The 20,607-nt window shown below is 40.9% G+C and carries 18 protein-coding genes; 1 reads left to right on the top strand and 17 read right to left on the bottom strand.

Annotated features, from left to right (window positions below; translation table 11 throughout):
- Window positions 1-15: 15 nt before the first annotated feature.
- The 9 genes from hpaX to Xvie_RS01660 all read right to left on the bottom strand — a co-directional run bounded on the left by hpaX (window position 16) and on the right by Xvie_RS01660 (window position 9,076).
- The gene (gene hpaX / locus Xvie_RS01620; RefSeq protein WP_086107646.1) at window positions 16-1,383 is read right to left on the bottom strand and encodes a 4-hydroxyphenylacetate permease; all 1,368 of its coding nucleotides are present in this window, start codon (window positions 1,381-1,383) and stop codon (window positions 16-18) included.
- A gap of 197 nt (window positions 1,384-1,580) precedes the next feature.
- Window positions 1,581-2,387 (bottom strand): 4-hydroxy-2-oxoheptanedioate aldolase, encoded by an 807-nt coding sequence (gene hpaI, locus Xvie_RS01625; RefSeq protein WP_086107647.1) that lies wholly within the window; start codon window positions 2,385-2,387, stop codon window positions 1,581-1,583.
- A 51-nt stretch (window positions 2,388-2,438) separates the two neighbouring features.
- A complete protein-coding gene (gene hpaH, locus Xvie_RS01630) occupies window positions 2,439-3,242 on the bottom strand; it encodes a 2-oxo-hept-4-ene-1,7-dioate hydratase (RefSeq protein ID WP_086107648.1) in 804 nt (267 codons plus the stop codon).
- A gap of 57 nt (window positions 3,243-3,299) precedes the next feature.
- Window positions 3,300-4,757 (bottom strand): NAD-dependent succinate-semialdehyde dehydrogenase, encoded by a 1,458-nt coding sequence (locus tag Xvie_RS01635; protein WP_086107649.1) that lies wholly within the window; start codon window positions 4,755-4,757, stop codon window positions 3,300-3,302.
- Window positions 4,758-4,817: 60 nt separating this feature from the next.
- Window positions 4,818-5,207 (bottom strand): 5-carboxymethyl-2-hydroxymuconate Delta-isomerase, encoded by a 390-nt coding sequence (locus Xvie_RS01640; protein ID WP_086107650.1) that lies wholly within the window; start codon window positions 5,205-5,207, stop codon window positions 4,818-4,820.
- Between the two features lie 49 nt (window positions 5,208-5,256).
- On the bottom strand, window positions 5,257-6,126 hold the full coding sequence (gene hpaD, locus Xvie_RS01645; RefSeq protein ID WP_086107651.1) for a 3,4-dihydroxyphenylacetate 2,3-dioxygenase: 870 nt from the start codon (window positions 6,124-6,126) through the stop codon (window positions 5,257-5,259).
- A 93-nt stretch (window positions 6,127-6,219) separates the two neighbouring features.
- Complete coding sequence (gene hpaE, locus Xvie_RS01650; protein ID WP_086107652.1) at window positions 6,220-7,686, bottom strand: 5-carboxymethyl-2-hydroxymuconate semialdehyde dehydrogenase; 1,467 nt, start codon at window positions 7,684-7,686, stop codon at window positions 6,220-6,222.
- The gene (locus tag Xvie_RS01655) at window positions 7,683-8,447 is read right to left on the bottom strand and encodes a fumarylacetoacetate hydrolase family protein (protein ID WP_086107653.1); all 765 of its coding nucleotides are present in this window, start codon (window positions 8,445-8,447) and stop codon (window positions 7,683-7,685) included. The genes hpaE and Xvie_RS01655 overlap by 4 nt, the downstream gene beginning before the upstream one ends.
- Window positions 8,444-9,076 carry a fumarylacetoacetate hydrolase family protein gene (locus Xvie_RS01660; protein WP_086107654.1) on the bottom strand — a complete coding sequence of 211 codons (633 nt, stop codon included), beginning with the start codon at window positions 9,074-9,076 and terminating at the stop codon, window positions 8,444-8,446. Before Xvie_RS01660 ends, Xvie_RS01655 begins: the two co-directional genes overlap by 4 nt.
- A gap of 421 nt (window positions 9,077-9,497) precedes the next feature.
- Between Xvie_RS01660 and hpaR the strand changes: the two genes are divergently transcribed.
- Entirely contained in the window at window positions 9,498-9,950 is a 453-nt protein-coding gene (hpaR, locus tag Xvie_RS01665) for a homoprotocatechuate degradation operon regulator HpaR (RefSeq protein ID WP_086107655.1), read from the top strand.
- 558 nt (window positions 9,951-10,508) lie between these two features.
- Here hpaR and Xvie_RS01670 read toward each other — a convergent pair.
- The 8 genes from Xvie_RS01670 to Xvie_RS01705 form a co-directional block, all read right to left on the bottom strand.
- Window positions 10,509-11,543: an Insecticial toxin gene (locus Xvie_RS01670; protein WP_244175410.1), complete on the bottom strand. Its 1,035-nt coding sequence runs from the start codon at window positions 11,541-11,543 to the stop codon at window positions 10,509-10,511.
- A 92-nt stretch (window positions 11,544-11,635) separates the two neighbouring features.
- Window positions 11,636-12,499: a YwqJ-related putative deaminase gene (locus Xvie_RS01675; protein WP_086107656.1), complete on the bottom strand. Its 864-nt coding sequence runs from the start codon at window positions 12,497-12,499 to the stop codon at window positions 11,636-11,638.
- Window positions 12,500-12,742: 243 nt separating this feature from the next.
- The gene (locus Xvie_RS01680; RefSeq protein WP_086107657.1) at window positions 12,743-13,039 is read right to left on the bottom strand and encodes a LysR family transcriptional regulator; all 297 of its coding nucleotides are present in this window, start codon (window positions 13,037-13,039) and stop codon (window positions 12,743-12,745) included.
- A 360-nt stretch (window positions 13,040-13,399) separates the two neighbouring features.
- Entirely contained in the window at window positions 13,400-14,308 is a 909-nt protein-coding gene (locus tag Xvie_RS01685; protein WP_086107658.1) for a hypothetical protein, read from the bottom strand.
- A gap of 57 nt (window positions 14,309-14,365) precedes the next feature.
- Window positions 14,366-15,271: a Pvc16 family protein gene (locus Xvie_RS01690; RefSeq protein WP_086107659.1), complete on the bottom strand. Its 906-nt coding sequence runs from the start codon at window positions 15,269-15,271 to the stop codon at window positions 14,366-14,368.
- Between the two features lie 84 nt (window positions 15,272-15,355).
- Entirely contained in the window at window positions 15,356-17,443 is a 2,088-nt protein-coding gene (locus tag Xvie_RS01695) for an ATP-binding protein (RefSeq protein ID WP_086107660.1), read from the bottom strand.
- 36 nt (window positions 17,444-17,479) lie between these two features.
- A complete protein-coding gene (locus tag Xvie_RS01700; protein WP_086107661.1) occupies window positions 17,480-19,213 on the bottom strand; it encodes a contractile injection system tape measure protein in 1,734 nt (577 codons plus the stop codon).
- 96 nt (window positions 19,214-19,309) lie between these two features.
- Window positions 19,310-20,587, bottom strand: a complete 1,278-nt coding sequence (locus Xvie_RS01705) for a tail fiber protein (RefSeq protein ID WP_086107662.1) — start codon at window positions 20,585-20,587, stop codon at window positions 19,310-19,312.
- Between the last annotated feature and the right edge of the window lie 20 nt (window positions 20,588-20,607).

The raw sequence follows: 20,607 nt of genomic DNA on the forward strand, positions 1-20,607 counted from the left end.
TCTGCTGTTCGTTATTTATGAGATGCTTTGTGATCGAAAATGTTTCATCGGAATCAGAAAAACCATCAACGCACCGATGATCAGTAGTCCGGCTACGAAATAAAGCCCAGCGTTGAAATTCCCTGTTTGATCTTTCAGCCAGCCAATCAGTAGTGGGCTGACAGCCGAACCGACATTGCCTGTTGCATTGATCACGGCGATCCCAATGGCACGGGCACGCAAGCTGAGTGATTGATCCGGAGTCGTCCAGAATACAGCCATAGCAGTAAACGATCCGGTGGAAGCCATGATGATCCCTAACAATTGCACCATGCTGTTATTGGACAGTGAGGTTAAAATCCAGCCTGCTGCGGCAAACAAGTAGGGCAAGGCTGTATGCATTTTGCGTTCTTGCAAGCGATCTGAGCGACGACTCCAGTAAATCATGCCTAAAATCGTGCAGAATTGTGGAATGGCCGTTAAGATACCGATAACGACATGGCTGCTGCTTTGATTGAAGCTCTGCATAATTTGTGGCGTCCAGATATTAATGGCGCTCAGTGTATTGGTCAGGCAGAAGTAAGCAAAGGTGTACATCAATACAATCGGAGTAAAAACCTCACGCCATAAGCTGGCTTTTGGTTGTTGAATATGCTCATTGGACTGCATCATAGAAAATTTATCGTTTTCTATCATTTCTTGGAGACATTGCTTATCTTCACGAGTCAGCCACTTGGCCTTTTCCGGTGAATCATCCAGATAAAACCAGACAACAAAACCAAGCAAAACAGAAGGGAAGCCTTCCAGCAAAAATAACCACTGCCAGCCCCGCAGGTTCCAAATGCCATCCATTTCCAGAATATAACCGGAAATCAGTGAACCAAACGCCATCGTTACGGGCATCGCGATCATAAACAGTGCATTGGCACGTGCACGATAATAAGCCGGAAACCAATAAGTCAGATAAACCAAAATACCCGGCAAAAAACCCGCTTCTGCAATGCCTACCAACATACGCAGGATATACAGGCTGGTAGGGCCTGTGGCAAACATAGTTGCGGTGGAAGCAATCCCCCATAACACCATAATGGTGGCAATCCAGCGACGAGCACCCACAACGCTTAACATTACATTGCTGGGTATACCGAAAATAACGTAAGTGGCGTAAAACAGCGTAGCGGCCAGTCCAAACATTGTGGATGTTAAACCAAGATCTTTTCCCATAGTCAAACCAGCAAAGCCAATATTAATGCGATCTAAAAAAGAGAAAACGAACAGGACAAAAAGAAAAAGGATCAGGCGTCGGAATAGTTTATTGATGACGTTTTGCTGTTTAGCGGTCAGTTTATTATGTTGCAGGGACAGATTTTCTGATTTTGGTACGATATCAGGTGAAGTGCTCATTATTTTTTCCTTTTTTATTATTTTTATATCCCCTTATCTTTCCATTCCTTATTTGTTTATTACCTGATTTTCCTTTAGATGGGGATTTGAAATACTTCAATTTTAACTTCAATGGCAGATGTCGCGATCAACATCAGCCATTTTGCTAATAGATCATGATGGAATGAGTCACAATATTGTTAGCAGCAAGATCTGAGTTAATAAGTGTCAGATGATGGAGTGTTTTGCTCCCCCTTAATTTTGCCGAAACGTTTTGCCAAATTGTTGGCGGCTCCGGACAGCAAGATGGTATCAACTCCTACGGCAACAAACAGGACACCCAGATTGAGGTAATGTTCAGCGATATCAACATTAGTCATTAAAATGCCAGCGGCTTTGTCGCAAGATTGAATCTGACCAATGGCTTGTACAATTGCAGCCTGAACTTCAGGGTGTTGCGGGTTACCAATATGCCCCATATCTGCACTGAGATCTGCCGGGCCGATAAATACGCCATCGACACCTTCGACAGCCGCTATCTCCGGTAGGTTTTGCAGAGCCTCACGAGTTTCTACCTGCACCAATACACACATTTCATCATTGGCACGGGATAAATAATCAGGAATGCGGTTCCAGCGGGAAGCCCGTGCCAGAGCACTGCCTACACCACGAATACCAGCGGGGGGATAGCGGGTCGCTCTGACAGCTTCACGCGCTTGCTCTGCATTTTGAATCATCGGGAGCAACAACGTTTGTGCGCCAATATCCAACAATTGTTTGATGATCACCGGATCATTCCAGGCAGGGCGAACAACAGGCTGGCTTGGATAAGGGGCAATCCCCTGTAATTGGGCAAGAATGGTAGAAATATCATTGGGGGCATGTTCACCATCAATCAATAGCCAATCAAATCCTGTTCCTGCCAGTAATTCCGCGCTATACCCACTGCATAGCCCAAGCCATAACCCGATTTGCGGATGCCCTGTTTTCAGGGCATGTTTAAATTTATTTGTTAGCTGATCCATGATTTACCTTAATAGACTTTATATCTCAGGAAACCTCAAACTCAGGGGACTTTAAACAAAGTGACAGCTAATTGAACCTAATACACCATAATCCACATGAAAGGTGTCACCTTTACGTACAGGAACAGGGCGGGTAAAAGAGCCGGCCAGAATAATTTGACCAGCTTCAAGTTGAACACCATGCGGTGCCAGTTTATTGGCAAGCCATGCCACACCATTGGCGGGATGATTGAGAACCGCCGCAGCCACACCGGATTCTTCAATCACCCCATTACGGTAAAGAAGGGCACTGACCCAGCGTAGATCCAGCTCATTGGGCTTGATCGGCCGCCCTCCAATAACCACGCCAGCATTGGCGGCATTGTCAGAAATCGTATCGAATACCTTGCGCGGACGTTGAGTGTCGGGGTCGAGGTTATGACAGCGGGCATCAATTAGCTCCAGTGCCGGAATGACATAATCTGTCGCATTATAAACATCAAACAGTGTACAGTCTGGCCCACGCAGGGGCTTGGCCAGTACAAAGGCCAGTTCTACCTCAATGCGAGGTACAATGAAGCGTTCGCAAGGAATATTACTGCCGTCTTGAAAAAACATATCATCCAGTAAGGCACCGTAATCCGGTTCATCAATCTGTGAACTGGCTTGCATGGCTTTGGATGTCAGACCGATCTTGTGCCCCTTCAGGATCCTGCCTTCCCCGGTTTTCAAATCTACCCATTCGCGTTGAATGGCGTAAGCATCCTCAATAGTTATCTCTGGATAATCCAGTGAGATTTGTCGGATTTGCTCACGGGTTTTCTCTGCCTGATGTAAACGGCGTGCAACCAATGATACGACTTCTTGCTGTAGCATAGGGGGTTAAGCTCCTTTAGCTTATAGTCCTCTAAAAACCTATAGTCCTCTAAAAACTTATAATCCTCCAAAACAGAGGTATTTCACTTCCAGATAATCCTCGATACCGTAACGTGAGCCTTCACGTCCCAGCCCCGATTGTTTGATACCGCCGAATGGTACGGCTTCGTTAGAGATTAAACCTTCATTGATGCCTACCATGCCACTTTCCAATGCTTCTGCCACACGGTAAATTCGGCCAATGTCGCGGGAATAGAAGTAAGCCGCCAAACCAAATTCAGTATCATTGGCAATGCGGATGGCTTCAGCCTCATCACGGAATTTGAACAGTGGTGCCAGAGGGCCGAAGGTTTCTTCATGGGCAACTTGCATGGATTCGGTAACATCTGTCAGTACTGTTGGCTCAAAGAACAGGCCACCCAAAGCATGGGGTTTTCCACCAGTCAGAATATGTGCACCGTTAGAAACTGCATCACTGATGTGTAATTGTACTTTTTCTACTGCTGCCTGATTAATCAGAGGCCCTTGCTGGGACGCAAGATCAGTGGCCGGCCCAACATGAAGCTGTTTCACGGCCTGCGTCAGGCGTTCGGCAAAAGCATCGTAAATGTTTTCCTGTACCAGAATGCGGTTGGCACAGACACAAGTTTGCCCGCTATTACGGAATTTCGCTGCCATTGCACCTTCTACAGCAGCATCAAGATCAGCATCATCGAATACAATAAAAGGTGCGTTGCCACCTAGTTCGAGGGAGAGCTTTTTCACGGTATCGGCGCTTTGTGCCATCAATAACTTGCCAACACGGGTAGAGCCGGTGAACGAAAGTTTACGCACGATAGGGCTTGATGTCAGTACTTCACCAATCGTTTTGGCATCCATTCCCGTTACGATATTCAGGACGCCCGCCGGAATACCTGCCTGCTTAGCCAAGACTGCCAGCGCCAGTGCAGAGAGTGGAGTTTCAGCCGCAGGTTTCAGAACCACCGTACACCCCGCAGCCAGCGCAGGTGCAACTTTACGGGTGATCATCGCATTGGGGAAATTCCACGGTGTAATGGCAGCAACAACTCCAATGGGTTGTTTAATAGTGGTAAGACGGCGCCCTGGCATTGGCGAAGGGATTGTTTCACCATAAATGCGTTTGCCTTCTTCCGCAAACCATTCGATAAAACTGGCACCGTAAGCAATTTCTCCCATTGCTTCTGCGTAGGGTTTGCCCTGTTCCGCGCTCAGTATTTCAGCCAGTTGATCTTGATTATGCATAATCAGCTCGAACCATAGCCTGAGCTTTTGGCTGCGTTGTTTGGCGGTTAATGCCCGCCACGCAGGAAGTGCATTGTTAGCGGCTTCAATGGCACGTTGTGTCTCAGCAGCGCCCAGATCACTGACATTGGCAAGTACTTCACCATTGGCAGGGTTGATGACTTCAAAGGTTGCTTTATTGTCCGCATCAACCCATTGGTCATTGATATAAGCCTGTTGAACCGTCAATGATGTATCTAGATTACATGCCATAATTTCCTCTTTATTTAACAAAATAGACGTTAGTGGCCTTAATTATGCCACTTATAGCCGTTATGCTTTTGCTTTAAACAGGTTATGAACGTTATTGGATTTATAATTCAACACCGGATCGAGTTCTTCTATGGTGAAAGAGAGACCCAGATAGCGCCGTGCCATCAATTCGCTGAAATGTGTCTTGATTAAGCCAAACAACATTTCACCGACTTTTTGCCGATCTTCAAGGCTGCGCCCGGCGCCAATTTTCAGTGTCATGTGAACAAACGCATAATCTTGTTTACCATCCGCCATTCGCCAAGTATCCAACCAAATGGCGCGGCTGCGGATACCGCCCAGTGGGAAAATGCCCGTATCTGCCAGTGCTTGATTCACTTTGGCAAATAATTCCGGCAACTTGGCTTCTTCACGAATATTTTCAGTACACTCAGTGTAAAAATGTGGCACGGCTTTCTCCTGTCAGGCATCCGTTTTATTGATGGCTTTTGATTAATAATTAATCCTGATTAACAATATAGTCCGGCAGCGGGAAAACAGCGTTAACTTGTCCTGTCCCGGAACTGGCGAACAATTCCGTTAAAAATTCTACCTTGCCATCATATTTGTCCCATCCGAGCAGACCCAGCAGCATCACGGTATCGTGCATGTTGCCTTCGCCCCGGCAATATTGCGCATATTCCGGCAGCATCTTGCAGAATTCCTTGAACTTACCTTCTTTCCAAAGCTGCACGACCCGGTGATCCATCTGTTCATCAAACTCGCGGGTATAGCTGTTCATGCCCTCTTCGGCACGTTGATCTTCAATGAAACTGTGCGATAGCGAGCCACTTGCCAGTACTGCAACTGTGCCATCATATTTATCAATCGCCCGTAAAATTGCTTCCCCCAGTTTGCGGCTGTCTTCAAACGCATGGACAGTACAAAAGGCAGATATTGAAATCACTTTGAAATGGCGGTCGCTGTTCATATAGCGCATTGGTACCAGTGTGCCATATTCCAGTTTCAGGCTTGGAATTTCGTGTGACTGAGCACGAACCCCCATTTGACGCGCTTCTTCCGCAATCATCCTGCCAAGCTCAGGATTACCGTCATACTCATAGGTCATATCACGGATAAAATGTGGTAGCTCATTACTGGTATAGATGCCGGAAAAATGGTCGGCACAATTAATATGATAAGCACTGTTAACCAGCCAATGGGTATCGAAGACGATAATTGTATCAACATCCATTTCACGGCAGCGTCGGCTAATCTCTTTGTGTCCGTCAATGGCTCTTTGCCGGCAACCGTGATGCTTGCCCGGTAATTCAGACAAGTACATAGAAGGTACATGTGTAATTTTCGCTGCTAACGCTAACTTTCCCATAAATCCTCACTTGGTATCAAAATGGCAAACAGTGGTTAACGCTGAGATTTATTACGTTCCTTTTGCTCAAGTTTTTTATTCAAATCTTATGACTCAAACGCCCCAGCGAGGAATAGGATGCTCTCCCATTGAAATACAAACGTTCTTCACTTCGGCAAACACTTCAAAACTGTATTCCCCACCTTCACGCCCTACACCGGAAGCTTTGATGCCACCAAATGGCTGGCGCAGATCGCGAACATTCTGAGAGTTGACAAACACCATGCCTGCCTCAATGCCACGTGCCAGACGCAAAACTTTGCTGACATCTTGTGTCCAGATATAGGACGCAAGGCCATATTCCACATCATTGGCCATGCGCAGCCCATCTTCTTCGCTCTTGAACGGCAGCAAACAGGCTACAGGGCCGAAGACCTCTTCCTGTGCCACGCGCATGTGGTTATCAACATCTGCCAATACAGTGGGGCGCAGGAAATTACCATTTTTCAGATGGGCAGGAAGATCGGCTGGTTTGTCTGGGCCTCCGGCCAGCAATGTGGCTCCTTCTTTGATTCCCAGGCGGATATAATTGGAAACTTTTTCCCAATGTTGCTGGCTGATCAGGCTGCCAACCTGAGTTTTAGGATCTTGGGGATCACCGACAAGCAGCCTATTGGCCCGTTCAGCAAAGCGTTTAACGAATTCGGGGTAGATGCTTTCTTGGATGAAAATACGGGAACCTGCCGTACAGCGTTCGCCATTAAGGGAGAAAATGGTGAACAGGGCGGCATCCATCGCGCGCTCAATATCTGCATCTTCAAAGATAAGAACAGGGGATTTTCCGCCCAGTTCCATGGAATATTTTTTCAGTCCGGCATTTTGCATGATCATGCGACCTGTCGCTGTACCTCCTGTGAAAGAAACAGCACGTACATCATGATGCTTTACCAGTGCATCGCCGGCGGTGCTGCCGTAGCCTTGCACTACATTCAGGACTCCAGCCGGAATTCCGGCTTCTAACGCCAATTCTCCCAAACGATTGGCAGTCAGTGGGGAAAGTTCGGACATCTTCAAAACAGCTGTATTGCCCAGTGCCAGACAAGGCGCGACTTTCCATGTTGCTGTCATAAAAGGCACGTTCCACGGGGAAATCAATGCACAAACACCAACAGGCTGGATTAACGTATAATTGAGCATTTTATCATCAACAGGATAAGTGCGTCCGTTCATCTGTTGGCAAATTTCAGCGAAAAAATTGAAATTCTGGGAGGCCCGTGGAATTAATACATTTTGTGTTTGATGGATGGGAAGACCGGTATCCTTAGTTTCCATTGCAGAAATATCGGGAACATTTTGGTCGATTAATTCTCCCAAACGGCGCATTAAACGAGCGCGTTCTTTCATTGGGGTATCTGCCCATTTAGGGAACGCCTCTTTTGCAGCCTCAACAGCTTGGGCAATCTCTTCCTGCCCACCCGATGCAACTTCAGCCAACACTTCACCCGTAGCAGGATTGGTTGTTTCAAAATAGGTTTTACTGCTGACGTTCTTGCCGTTGATCCAATGGTTAATCATAGTCATAACAAATTCACCTTATATTCTTGCTGGCTGATGATGTAATTCACCAGACGCCCAATACCTTCGACTTCCACAATGACCTCATCTCCTGGAACGACATTAGACAGTCCTTTGGGCGTTCCTGTGGCAATCATGTCGCCCGGTTGCAGTGTCATGAAATCGCTGAGATAGCTGATTAAGAAAGGAATGTCGAAGATTAAATCCGCAGTAGTGCCTTGTTGACGAAGCTCGCCGTTCACCCATGTTTTCAAAGTCAGATTATGAGGATCTGCAATCATTTGTTTATCTATGATCCAAGGACCAATTGGGGTAAGCGTATCGCGGCTTTTGACTCGTAGATTGGGGCGATAGTAATTTTCCAGATAATCACGAATAGCATAATCGTTACAGACGGTATAGCCCGCAACATAATTCATGGCTTCTTCTCTGGAAACTTTATGTGCAGGTTTACCAATCACGACAACCAGTTCTGCTTCATAGTGCATGTATTCCACATTATCAGGGCGAACAGAAACTTGACGATGTCCTGTTAAGCTATTGGCTGCTTTGATGAATACCAATGGCTCTTCCGGTGGCTTAAACTCCAGTTCTGTTGCATGATCGGCATAATTTAGCCCCAATGCGAACAGAGTTCCGCTGGCAGGAGGAAGCCATAAAACGTCTTCACCGCTTACTGTATTTCCATTTGGCAGGAGAATATTCTCCTGTTCATCAACGGTAACATTTAGATCTTGGCCCTGATAACGAATTTTGGCGTATTTCATTTTTGCTCTCCTGCCAATACAACGGTATTTTCCAAGTTAGGAAAGCCTTTAGCTCTGACCGTGATTTTGTCAGCAGGATGGAGAGTGACGCGCTGGTGGGGAGTTCCCAATAGAATTGCATCACCTTCTTTTAAGGTAGCGAACTCGCTTAATGCTGCCAACAATTCGGGGGCTGAACGTACAAGATCTTGGGTAGACCAACGATCAACTTCCTGACCATTGATCTCGGTGATAATATCGAGTGATTCCACTGAGTGGATCTTAACCATTTGGCCTATTGGACAAAAACCATCCCGACATTTTTCTTTAATGGCAGGACGGTAAAATGATGTTTCTGGTAGGCTAACTTCGTTTGCCAAGGCGTAACCTGCAATATATTGTTCTGCATCCTTAACGGAAACTTTGTGTGCAGTTTTTCCAATCAACAGTGCCAAAGTTGCACCGCTTTGTACCGTTTCACCGACGGGATGAGGAATAATATCCTCTGAGTTAATCACGGTATTGCGGGGTTTTATAAACCAAATTGGCGTTTTTGGGGGTGTTTTATAAGGTACTTCGTGAAATGCTTCATGCCAGAAATTGATTTGGCTACTATGGTTGAGGGCAACGGCAAAGACAGTGCCTTTCATTGACAGCTCCTTGAAACCTAGATGATGTATGGCATAACTTTTTATTAACATATTAATAAGGCATATGTTGATAATCTTCAACACACCAAATATTTTGTTAATTTTAATTGTGATCTAGATAACAATATTTTATGGTTGTTTGCATTTTTAATATAAGGATAAGGTCATTTGATACAAGAGGATTAATTATATTGAAGGTCATATGACACAATATTATGGAATTTAACTTAATAAAATGTATAGCTAATTCAAAACTAACTTAATAATTATTTTTTAATAAACTTACTGTTTTTGGTGAAAATACCGCATTGTTTTTTTAGCCTACGTTTAAACAATACTTAAACGATACAGATAAAAAAACAAAACAGCAGTTGTGTAAAGTTTATAATGAGCTGCCAATTAACTAAGGAATCATATCATCATGCCCCATCAGTACTCTTTAACAACCTCATTACGTCAAGCTAGAGAGACAGCGATGGGTTTCTTACGTCCTGCTTTCACACAGTATGGGTTAACAGAGCAGAAATGGCATATTATCTACGTACTTGCGCATAGACGTTCTGTTGATTTTCATGAGCTGGCAAGTCTCACTTGTATTTTACGCCCAAGTCTGACGGGCATTTTGATACGTATGGATCGTGAAGGATTTATTCATCGTCTGAAACCTATGAACGATCAGCGTAAACTGTGTATTGTTTTGACTCAGAAGGGTATGGATTGTTATGAACAGGTAAAAGGGCTAGTAGAAGAAGGTTATAAGGAGATTGAGGATGCCTTTACTTCAGATAAATTGATTCAGCTTTTAAATTTATTGAATGAATTTACTTCTATCAGATCCAACCGTCAAGACGATTTAGAGGAAAAAACGATATGAAAGGCATAAGAATTATTAACTATAAATTAGTTTTTAATAAACTTAGTATAAACTCTGCTCTAATAAGATAAATAAAATGTTAATAGCAATATATTTTGGAGTTTTCATAGAGCTAAAAAACTATTAAATACGTGGCTGAGATAAATGCAGTTAACAAAGCAGTAAGTTGAAGTATCCTCTCTTGAATCAGTGATGGAATAGAACATTATGAAAACTTTCGTAAATATAAACAAAGTTTTTTCAAATAAAATAAAGGAATAGCATAAGCCTGTTGCTCATCCTGCATTATTCTCAGCCAAACATACTATAAGTGTTTTCAATCAAAGTTTATCCATTATTTAAGCACCATTATTTAAGTACCATTATTTAAGAAAAAAATATTCACTGACTTTGAACGTAATGGTTTTAATAAAGAATTGGGTGATCATAAAAATTTTTGTAAAACAACAGGAAAGGCAAATGCTTAACGGTCGTTCAGTGTGAGGAACCCTGCGATTTGTTATCACCCAATCCCGTAGTTATCATATTAGAGCAATGTGCTTTAACCTGATTAACAATTTATTTTTTCCGAGAAAAATTAGCCATTCCGGGTTTATCGGGATTGGCAATGAATCCGGGATTGCCAGCGCCGGGTTTCCAGCTGACTTTCATTTTTGCCCCAATGCTATTATAAAACTGTTCCAGTTCATCAATATTGTTGGCAATTACCCATTTGCCTTTGCTGATGATTGCAACAGGGAATTCTCCTGACTCCGCAACTACTTGAACAATACCCCCATGCTTTTTTATCTCTTCTTTTTCTTTATCCATTGCAAAAGCAGGATAGCTTACTTGAGGCCCATGCCTGATAACATTATGTTCTGTTTTTTCAAACGGCCTATTTGTGTCAGATTCAGCGATATTTCGATTAATACGATCGATTATTCTCTTTTCTTCTGATGAGGCGGATGGTACAGAATGGGGCTGTCCTGTGAAACTAATCATGTCATGCATATCATAGTCACCCGTGAAAGGCAGCGCGGCCCAGTTTTCTTTTGCTTTCAAGGCCGATAAGCTGGTTTCGAGATTATCTAAATCTATAGGATAAATTTTTCCGTTGACCTGTTCATCTGACAAACCGTGACCACTACTCATATAGATACCTTGGAGTTTCCTGGTGCCTTTATCCCAGTGACCAACATATCCTTCGATACCCGCATCCTGTACTTTCCTTATTACGTCGGGTGCTTGATTTTCAGGATAAGCTTTCTTAATGGAACCGGATTTAATGGTTTTTTCCAGAATATCATGCCCTTTGGCAGCGGCACCTTGGCCTAAAGCTTTCAGTGTCGGCGCACCCGCAGCCCGAAAGCTGACGGCAAAATTACCGTCCACGGATGCTTTTTCAATTGCTTTCATATGGCCTTGCCAAACAAATTCATCTGCAACTTGCTGAACAACCTGTGGGTCATTGCGGTGAGCCTTAAATTGACCAGAAAGTATTTCACCTGAATCGTAATCATCATCTTCGGCAATAAATTGATGATTATTTGAAAGAGAATTTAAATGATTTCCTGAGTATTTTCGCTTTTCTCTATCTTTATATTTAAGCATGGCTATACCTTAGTATTCTTAATTAATTTAATTTGTTACTTGGATTCACATAATAAGTGGCAATGAAAAATTATCCATATTGATGAAGTGGGTTATTTACTTAGTGACTGGGATCGGTAGCGTTTTGCAGCAAGTGCAGAAAAATTGTTGCCTGCACTATCAACCATTCCTGTAATTACATTAGCTGGTGACTGAATAATACCAGAACAGTTATGACAAGCTGGGAAGTCTTGCCCAGCCTTCGTTGTGGTCAACCGTTTGGTGAAAATGGATGATTGAAGCATTGCCTTGGCATAACGAGCTGGGTTGATGGGTTCGGATGATTTGCCGGCATCCTGATCTGCTTTAATAAATAACTGGTTCAATGCCTGTACTTCAGCATGAAGGCCGGCAATACCGGCCATTGTCGGCAAGATACCGCCGTTATGTGCAATATGTTCCTCGACCAGCCTTTGGGTCATTGGGTGCAACTTTTGCCCATTTTTTTCATACATGTTTTTCAACCCTGAGATAAATTGACTAATGTCCTTTACTGAGTATTCTGTCGCTGTGTTATCACTCAATGCACGTACTACGCTATTGCTAAGTTGGTTTTTATAACCCTCTTTGGGTGTGTTGATTGGAAGAGTTTTCCGGGTCAGTAGCTCCACACCGGGGAATAATTTTCCGAGGGCTAAGTTTTGGTTGTTGTCTTTAAAATTAACAAAATTATCTTGATAGGTATTTTTATACACATAGCCGGCATGGGCAGCACGGTTTTGTAATGCTTTTTTAGGAAATTTTGCAATAATTGAATTCGTATTCTTCTGGAATATATCCATGTCAGAAGGGTATAGTTCCTGATAGGCAGCAGAAACTTCCTCTGTAGCTGATTTGTCGAGATGCAAATCATCTAATACAGTATTCGGGCTTTGTTTTTTTCTGTAAATCATCTTATTATTATATTCATACGGCATAAACTTTCTCCTGAAAATTTTTCTTTTATATTGTTATCTATGATGTTATTAGAAAAAATATCACTCAACAAGATATAGATGTTTTTCCTATCTAGATTGAAAATTTATTCCTTGTGAAACTTATTAAATGGAAAAAGAAAATAAATTCAACTAGAGAAATGATCTTCATTCATATATATTGTTATTTTTATCCATAAATAATTAGTAGAAATACAATATTAACCAAGCTAGTTAATTAGCGACTTATATGTCTTCTTGATAAAGTGTATGATAGAGTGATTTATTATTCTTATAATCACTTTCTATATTTTTTAGTTGATCATAAATTGATGAAATTTTATTGTATAGATGTTCCCCTTCTTCTGTTAAGACTAATCCTTGGCCTTTTCTGACAAAGAGTTTTACACCTAATGAGAACTCCAGTTTTTTTAAGCTTCGGCTAATTGGTGATTGTGTGATAAAAAGCTCCTTTGTTGCCTTATTTATTGATTTATTTTTGGCTACAACAATAAAGTTTACTAATTCTCTTGAAATAAACACCTCAACTCCTTTTTATATGCAATAGGGTTTATTCCTGGTGTTATAAATTATCAATAAATTCGTTACATTTTTATTTTAATTACATGATTTGATGTAGTAACTCATCATAGTAAAATCATTAATGATGCAATAATCATATATAGACATTGATATTTGTCAACAATTGGATATACAAATTATTTCATTTATAAATATGACTTTTAAATAAAAAAATCTTATTAAATAACAATGGAATATTCATTATATATGATAAATCAACATTATTATTCATAAGTTTTATTTAAATATAGATAAGATAAAATTTGATTTATGAGTAATATAATTCTGTTAAAAGTAAGAAAATTATTACTGTTTAATTAATCACCTTCTATAAGGATTTAATTTTTTCATTGGAATAGTCGTTAAAAACGATATTTCAGCATCATCAACTGGGCCATGATTCAGGGCAATGATTGTTGCATCTTCGAGGTTTTGTGCATTCAAAAGAATGGAAGGTTTCATATTTCTGGTTCTTCCATTTGGTAGTGGAACCAGTTTTCCTTTATCTACCTCAAATTCATATAGTTCCATTGATATTTCATAAAGTGGTGCCCCTGCGCTTTGCCCACCTGCTTCAGTATTGACTGCGGTAGAAACCCAAACGGTTGAGCGATCTTTGGTATATTTTATAAATGTGGAAAGATCACTCAGCTTAGGTGTTCCTCCTTTTTTCCATTTATTAATCTCATCAATAATATGTTTGGGTAAACTTTCCACATTGTCGTTACCCATAAATACACTGGCAAATTTTCTTGCTTTTTCACTGTCTAGGTGCACCCAGGCTTTAAATCCCTCTGGGCTACTTTTTTGCAATTCGTCAAAGCTTCTGTTATCTGCCCGATATAGTGTAAACGGTTTTTTTACGCTGTTTGTTGACGCTGGAGTTGATGTTGGTGCTGGTGCTGCTTTTGGAGTTTGTGTATCACCGGTTGTTGTTTTGGTAGATGTTCTGGTAGAAGAGTTGATAGTAGTGTTGGCGGGAGTTACCGGCTCAGAGGCCACTGGTGATTTCATGGTCTGTTGAAATGGCTCTGTTCTCAAAGGCGCTTGGGGGCGAAAAGCCAATGGGCGCGGAGCAACACGTGGGCGCACGGTTTGCGCATCAGGCTGCTGAAAGTTCTTCCGCAGTTCCGCTATTTTTGATGTTATTGGATGACTATCATTGACAGCATCTTGAGTAGGGTGAGAGGATTGATTTTTCTTTTCTTCTTTATGTTTTAAGCTGTACATAATAGCACTCCAATTTAAAGAAATGGTTATTTAAATATTGATTGAAATAACGATAAATTAAATACCGGAAAGATTGCTTTTTTCTATACTCTTAATACCGATACCATAATCATCGATCGTGATAATAATATTGTTATCATTTAGCCAGCGATCAAAAATTTTATTGATTTCTTCCAGATATTTCTGATGGGTAACACCTGAAACAGACAGAGATATAGACATTTCTGCTGGACTGTCTGGAATAATATTCTCTTTTGTGATTAACAGTTCAACTTTGCTCAGTGCAAGCCTAATATTCTCTTCACTTGCTAAGTTTGTAACCGATTGTTTTTGTAACTCCGTAATGAGTAATTCTCGTAAAGTATGACTAATTGTTTCCTGACTGAGTGGAGCGATTTGTTCTACAGTAGAAGAAATGGTATTTACCGGAGTTGCTTTATCCTGTTCATCGGTGAGGCTAATGGGTACTGTAACTGAGTAATTTAGAGAAAGGCGGGGACGATTCCCCAGTGATTGCCAAAAATTGCCTAAACTGTTTAAACTTTCTTTCGGTGGTACAACCTGAGTATAAGCGCCGGGAATTCCTGCTAATTGACGATTATTAATTAAAGCATTCAAGACTTGTGACATGACTTGTATTGCCTGATTGTCAGGTTGGCTATCAGGGCTACTGGCATCCGTTGCGGGTTTGGTCGATTCCCAATAGGTAATCAGATAATTACATTTAATATTGACCCAACCTGGCAATAACCTTCCTGAAGCGGCATTAAACACTCTGGATTCTGTTGTTCTAAGCTGTAAATCTTCATAGATATCATAAAGAAAAATACTGACCATCGCATCAGATTGCACGGTATCCAATTCAGGCAAATCAAAACGAATTGCAACCTTATTATCCAGATATTTTTCCAGAATTTCTTTCATTGCTTTATTGACATCAATAACGGTTTGCATTTTTAACATAAAAAGATCCTCTCAATTTATTATTGTGATAACTATTAAGTCATCGGTGTATTTAATATTTGGCTATTTTTATTTCTATGAATTTTAAAAAATTAATCGTCCCACTTTAGCGAGTTCTCGTGATAATGCTATTTCGATATTTTCATTACTGATTTCGTTATGGTTATTCTTTGCGGCAAAAAGTGAAGACAATAAAGCAATATTGCGAATATTCGCACCTGTTATGCTGGTGCGTTGGGCTAATTTATCGAAATCCACATCTTGGGCGATCTTTATATTTTTAGGCCAGATTGTCTGCCACATTTTCTTGCGGATAGTTTCATCCGGATAAGTAAAGCGGGTAATAAAAGTAAAACGACGATTAAACGCATTATCCAAATGATTGCGGTTATTGGTGGATAAAATGACCAGACCCGGAAAATTTTCCAGCCGTTGCAGTAAATAAGAGACTTCAATATTGGCATGTCTGTCTTGCGCATCTTTGGTTTCACTGCGTTTACCAAACAGGGCATCAGCTTCATCGAAGAATAAAACACCGGCATCCTGCTCTGCCAAATCGAAAATACGGGATAAGTTTTTCTCTGTTTCGCCGATGTACTTATTCACGACGGTAGATAGATCGACTTTTATTAAGTCAACACCAATGTGATTAGCAATCACTTCTGCCGCCATGGTTTTTCCGGTACCGGAATCACCATAAAACAGGGCACTGATACCGGTGCCATAACCAATCTTATCTTTAAACCCTCCTGTCAAGACTTGTTCCCGATACTTAATTGCCGTGAGAATTTCTTGTATCTGCTGGGCAATTTCGTCGGATACCAACAACTCTTTTAATGAACGCTTAGGGGTAATTCGCTGTGCTAATTGACCAAAATTTTGCTGGGCACGTAAATTGAGCGCCTTGCAAATATCACATTGTTGCAATATATCTGAAGGATCTCGCTGCTGTTGATAAAGTTGGGCTTCTTGCAAAATCAATGGCAGCGTTTCGGGATTAAACGTGTAACGTTGGCTTAAGGTTATTGCATCAATATCATTTGCGCAATTATTGGGCAAGTGAGCAGTCAATAATCTGGCTTTTTCCACCGAGGTGAAAACAGGCATTTCGATCAATAATATTGAGAGTTTTTTCAGCCATACTAATGGTGAATACGGTTCGACCAAACAAATAACCCTTAATTCAGGTTGGTTTAATAAGGCTGACAGAGAATCCAGTAGCTGCTTATGCTGTTCTGCAAACAAGCAAAAGTTTCGCAACAATAAACAAGCGCCCCGCATACGGGTTTCCCGCAAAATAATCTTGAGGTGGCATAACAAGGTCTTATCATCGTCATCAGCTAACTTGGCGATATCCACAAGCAGCGTTTGCCGCTGTTCCGATGCCATCATATTGGCAACGGCATAGGCTCTGGCACTGTCGGCTATGCCTCGTAACAAGATAATGGGCCGAATATCATCGTGATCAGATAACAGTATATTACCCAGGGCTTGTTTTAAGCTTGCTGGATAACTGCCGATTTCTGTAGGCGTTATCTGCTCAACGCAATGTTCTAAAGCAGGCGTAATATAGTGATGACCAAGTAAAAAATGATATACGCCGCTATCAGTGATAAAAGGTGTCTGGAGCCAGGATAACGTTTTTTGACGGCTATCAGTGGATAATAACTGGCTGCCAATCAGGGGTGCTTGATACAGAAAGCTGGCCTGCTGTGCCTGTTTTTCCGGTACTGAATGGCAAAACAGTTCCAACGCCAGTGCAAAAGAGGGCAGCCGGGATTGTTGTTCCCCCTGAATCAGCGCAAACAGGTGATAATAGCGGCTATCGAAATGGGGCAATAAACCTAATAGCAACACATCTCTTTCAAAATCAGTCAGTTCAAAGCGTGCAATCAGGTCGGTTAATCGGGATGTCACAGAATTGACAGTCTGTGGTATTGCTAGACAATCATTGTTGAGCCAATGTGGTTTACCCAGTGGCTTATCCAGTCTGGCTATCACATCTTCTTCGCTTAACAAAAACTCATCAAGAAGGTCACCTCTCTGACCCGATATGCAATGAAAATGGTATTGAAGAACCAAATCGATGCGTTCCAGTTGGCTAAATAAGAATGCGAGATTAGGGTCATCAACTTGCTTGAATGAATCAGAGAAAACAGGCGATATATTCATAAATATTTACTCAAACTAAATGATTATGGTCGATGGTTATAACCACGTTATAGTAATGGGTTGCTGCAACCAGCTAAAACTTGCCATATTCATTGGCCACGGCCATTCGCTTATCAGTGCATCGTAAACTTCGTGTTTAATATGGATATTTATCATACTATTTAACCCACTTAATTCCCCGGATCGTTGCAGAAATAAGTGACGCACATCGTTTGTCCCCATATTTTTCCAGGCCGGTAGTTGTTCGATGGTTTTTTCCAGCCATTGACTGATTGCAGTTTGTTGTTTTGGTTCTGGTGCTCGCCATAAGGCATTATCATTTATGGGTAAACCACAAATGACTTTGTTCAGTGTCAGCCGCCATGCGGGTATTTCTTCTTGGGCCCAAATCAACCAGTCAAGTAAACAGACGGCCTCTCTTTGCGCTTCGAGGCTGATAAATCGGTTTTTATCCAATAAATCAAAGGCACGGAAAAATGTTGGCAACAGCGGCCATAAAATCATGCAACCAGCATTGCTGATGGGTAGAACTGACTGTACTGATGGGATTTGAATTTTATTGTCAGGTTGTATAGATGATACTTGCGCTGATGCTGATAAAGCCGATTTCAGTAATTCCTTGTGTTGCTCTCTGTTGTGTAAAGTTGGTAGATTTTCTCCTGCGGCTTGTTTTATCAGACCATAATGCTGTTGTGTAGCCACTGGTTGATAGTGTGCTTGCATAGGCTGGAGTACAAATGGCGGTACTGCATCCATTTGCATATCAGGTTTATTGTTAGTTTGTTTTAATCGATTGCTATCATTCTGAGTAATATTTATCGTCGATGTTAGCTGATTTTGAGCTTGCAGCGCCGTTCTCGTTAGCGAACTGGTTTCTCCATTATTTTGCTTTAATCCATGAAAACTATTCTCAACAATATCTCTTTCCGATGTCAGTTCACTTTTAGTTTGTAATGCAATGGGTTGTTGTGTTGCATTGAGATATGTCATCCGATTTAGAAGATAATGTTTAGCAGCTAAACTCAATTTTTCTGGTATCACTTTTTTATCTATACTCACCTGCGAATTAATGAGTTCAGATGTGGTCGCGCCAGTAAATAGCTGGTAAAGGATATTCAGTACTTCTGGCTGACAGATTTGCATCAAACGACTTAATCTCACTGATTGTAAACAGTGTTTAGCCAGAGTAGGTAACCACTGTTGTGGCTGATGCGTGATCTGTTGCCATAATTCATTATTAATACAAACAATACTTTCTGTATGATGCTCGCATTCCTCAAATGGCCAATTTCCCCTATACAAGTAATGTTCCATTTTTTCTAGCAATTTTGTTCCAGTAAACTCACTGTTTTTGTTCATCATTTTTGGTCGTCTATTATCAATAGGCTTTTTATTATGAAAACTGTCTGTATGCTGATAAATAGACCTCAATACTGATTTTGAGTCAGGTATTATTTCTGTTAGTGTTGTGTATTCAGGAGAGTAATAATATTTTTTTAATGCCTTTTTTAATTCAATTGCTAGTTTATGGGATATTTCATCTTCAAATAAATGAAACTCAATATTACCTAAATCCACTATTATTTTATCTAAATATAATTTATTTTTTCTTTTCGATGCTAATTCATTAATGTTTTCCTTGATTATTTTCTTTAGTTTTTTATTAAAAAGAGATGAACATTTATTCATTATTTCATTATCATATGAAACCTCAATATAAATGAAGGTTTTATATATGATGCTATTTGGTGTAGAGTCAGATAAAAACATTAATTAATCATTCTCCATAAAACAAGCAGATTATGGAAATTAGCAATGAGCGTATATCAGTACCCATTGCTATTAATATAAGCTAGAGTAGTTTAATTAAAGTTTCATGATGAAAGCTAAAAGATAATAAGGTGTAGTAATATTTACAGTATGTGTATGCCCTGAGTCAGATGCTGAAGCAGTATGTTTATGCCCCTGTCCTGAACCTACAGAAGAGGTTCTGAATTCATAGGGTCTACGCTCTTGTACACTTGTTGCGTGTCCATATTCATTCATAAGCATATCATTTTTTATATTTTCATCGAAATCTGTTCCATATAAATTCCCTCTATATTCATAATAACGCATACCATTATGATGGTGGTGTTCAGGCAATTGGTCTATTGTTAATTTAGTTTCATTAACAGTCACACTGACACTCGCTTTTCCACTGTTTGTCGTTACGCTATAGGTTTTGCTATCTTTTGATCCAGTTAATACATTAGAACTTTTCCCGCCTGTATCACTCATGGTATTACCACAGGCAATAAATCGGTTTCTTAGGTCGGGAACTTGAATGCCATTATAAGTCTTTCCATCACAAAACGCCCATCCAGTAGGAGCACTACTACCAGAGAACATCACAATAATACCTCTGGGAAGTACATTATTGGGGTCAATACTGACACCACTTGAATTAACAGTAATGCCATTACCTGCCTTAACTGAAACACCATTATTATCAGCGTTAATTCCATTATAAGGCTTTACCGAAACACCATTACCATCAACGTTAATTCCATTATAAGGCTTGACAGAAACACCATTATTATTGGAGATAATTCCATTATATGGTTTTACTGCAACACCATTGGTGCCAACAGTAATACCATCACTGCCTTTAATATCTAATCCCTCACCGCCTATTTTCACTCCCCAACCAATTCCTACTGATATCCCTGTAGATTCAACCTTAATGGTTGCATCTCTTGCTTTTACAGCGACGTCATTATTATTTACAACAATACCATTACCCTGACCAACAGATATTCCGTTGTTTTTATTAATCAGGCCGCTGCCAAGATCGACAGATAAAATATCTTTCTCCAGTATTAATGGAGAAAAGTCCTGATTGTCAATAGTACCCATTTTTAAACTCAGCGTACCGTCAACTTCTAGCTTTAACCCTGCTCCTGGCCCCTTTTGTTGTGGTGATTGGCCACAGGCTTTTCGTCCAACATCTGCAATATCAATTAATTCATTAAAATCAATTTGTAAAGGAATAGTGCCTTCTTTAAATTTATCTTTTAATTTATCAGTTTCAGGACCAACACCTTTTGCATTAGATGATGTTTGTTGCTCTTGTATTTTTGCAGAATAACGAATTTCTTTCATGGTTAACTCCATAAAATAGA

The organism is Xenorhabdus vietnamensis (assembly GCF_002127535.1).
Classification (GTDB): domain Bacteria; phylum Pseudomonadota; class Gammaproteobacteria; order Enterobacterales; family Enterobacteriaceae; genus Xenorhabdus; species Xenorhabdus vietnamensis.

Coding starts and splice junctions, on each gene's coding strand:
- Xvie_RS01695 (WP_086107660.1), bottom strand. CDS start 17,443: ATGAATATATCGCCTGTTTTCTCTGATTCATTCAAGCAAGTTGATGAC.
- hpaH (WP_086107648.1), bottom strand. CDS start 3,242: ATGCTACAGCAAGAAGTCGTATCATTGGTTGCACGCCGTTTACATCAG.
- hpaE (WP_086107652.1), bottom strand. CDS start 7,686: ATGACTATGATTAACCATTGGATCAACGGCAAGAACGTCAGCAGTAAA.
- Xvie_RS01660 (WP_086107654.1), bottom strand. CDS start 9,076: ATGAAAGGCACTGTCTTTGCCGTTGCCCTCAACCATAGTAGCCAAATC.
- hpaR (WP_086107655.1), top strand. CDS start 9,498: ATGCCCCATCAGTACTCTTTAACAACCTCATTACGTCAAGCTAGAGAG.
- Xvie_RS01675 (WP_086107656.1), bottom strand. CDS start 12,499: ATGCCGTATGAATATAATAATAAGATGATTTACAGAAAAAAACAAAGC.
- Xvie_RS01670 (WP_244175410.1), bottom strand. CDS start 11,543: ATGCTTAAATATAAAGATAGAGAAAAGCGAAAATACTCAGGAAATCAT.
- Xvie_RS01655 (WP_086107653.1), bottom strand. CDS start 8,447: ATGAAATACGCCAAAATTCGTTATCAGGGCCAAGATCTAAATGTTACC.
- Xvie_RS01635 (WP_086107649.1), bottom strand. CDS start 4,757: ATGGCATGTAATCTAGATACATCATTGACGGTTCAACAGGCTTATATC.
- hpaI (WP_086107647.1), bottom strand. CDS start 2,387: ATGGATCAGCTAACAAATAAATTTAAACATGCCCTGAAAACAGGGCAT.
- Xvie_RS01700 (WP_086107661.1), bottom strand. CDS start 19,213: ATGTTTTTATCTGACTCTACACCAAATAGCATCATATATAAAACCTTC.
- Xvie_RS01685 (WP_086107658.1), bottom strand. CDS start 14,308: ATGTACAGCTTAAAACATAAAGAAGAAAAGAAAAATCAATCCTCTCAC.
- Xvie_RS01690 (WP_086107659.1), bottom strand. CDS start 15,271: ATGTTAAAAATGCAAACCGTTATTGATGTCAATAAAGCAATGAAAGAA.
- hpaD (WP_086107651.1), bottom strand. CDS start 6,126: ATGGGAAAGTTAGCGTTAGCAGCGAAAATTACACATGTACCTTCTATG.
- Xvie_RS01705 (WP_086107662.1), bottom strand. CDS start 20,587: ATGAAAGAAATTCGTTATTCTGCAAAAATACAAGAGCAACAAACATCA.
- hpaX (WP_086107646.1), bottom strand. CDS start 1,383: ATGAGCACTTCACCTGATATCGTACCAAAATCAGAAAATCTGTCCCTG.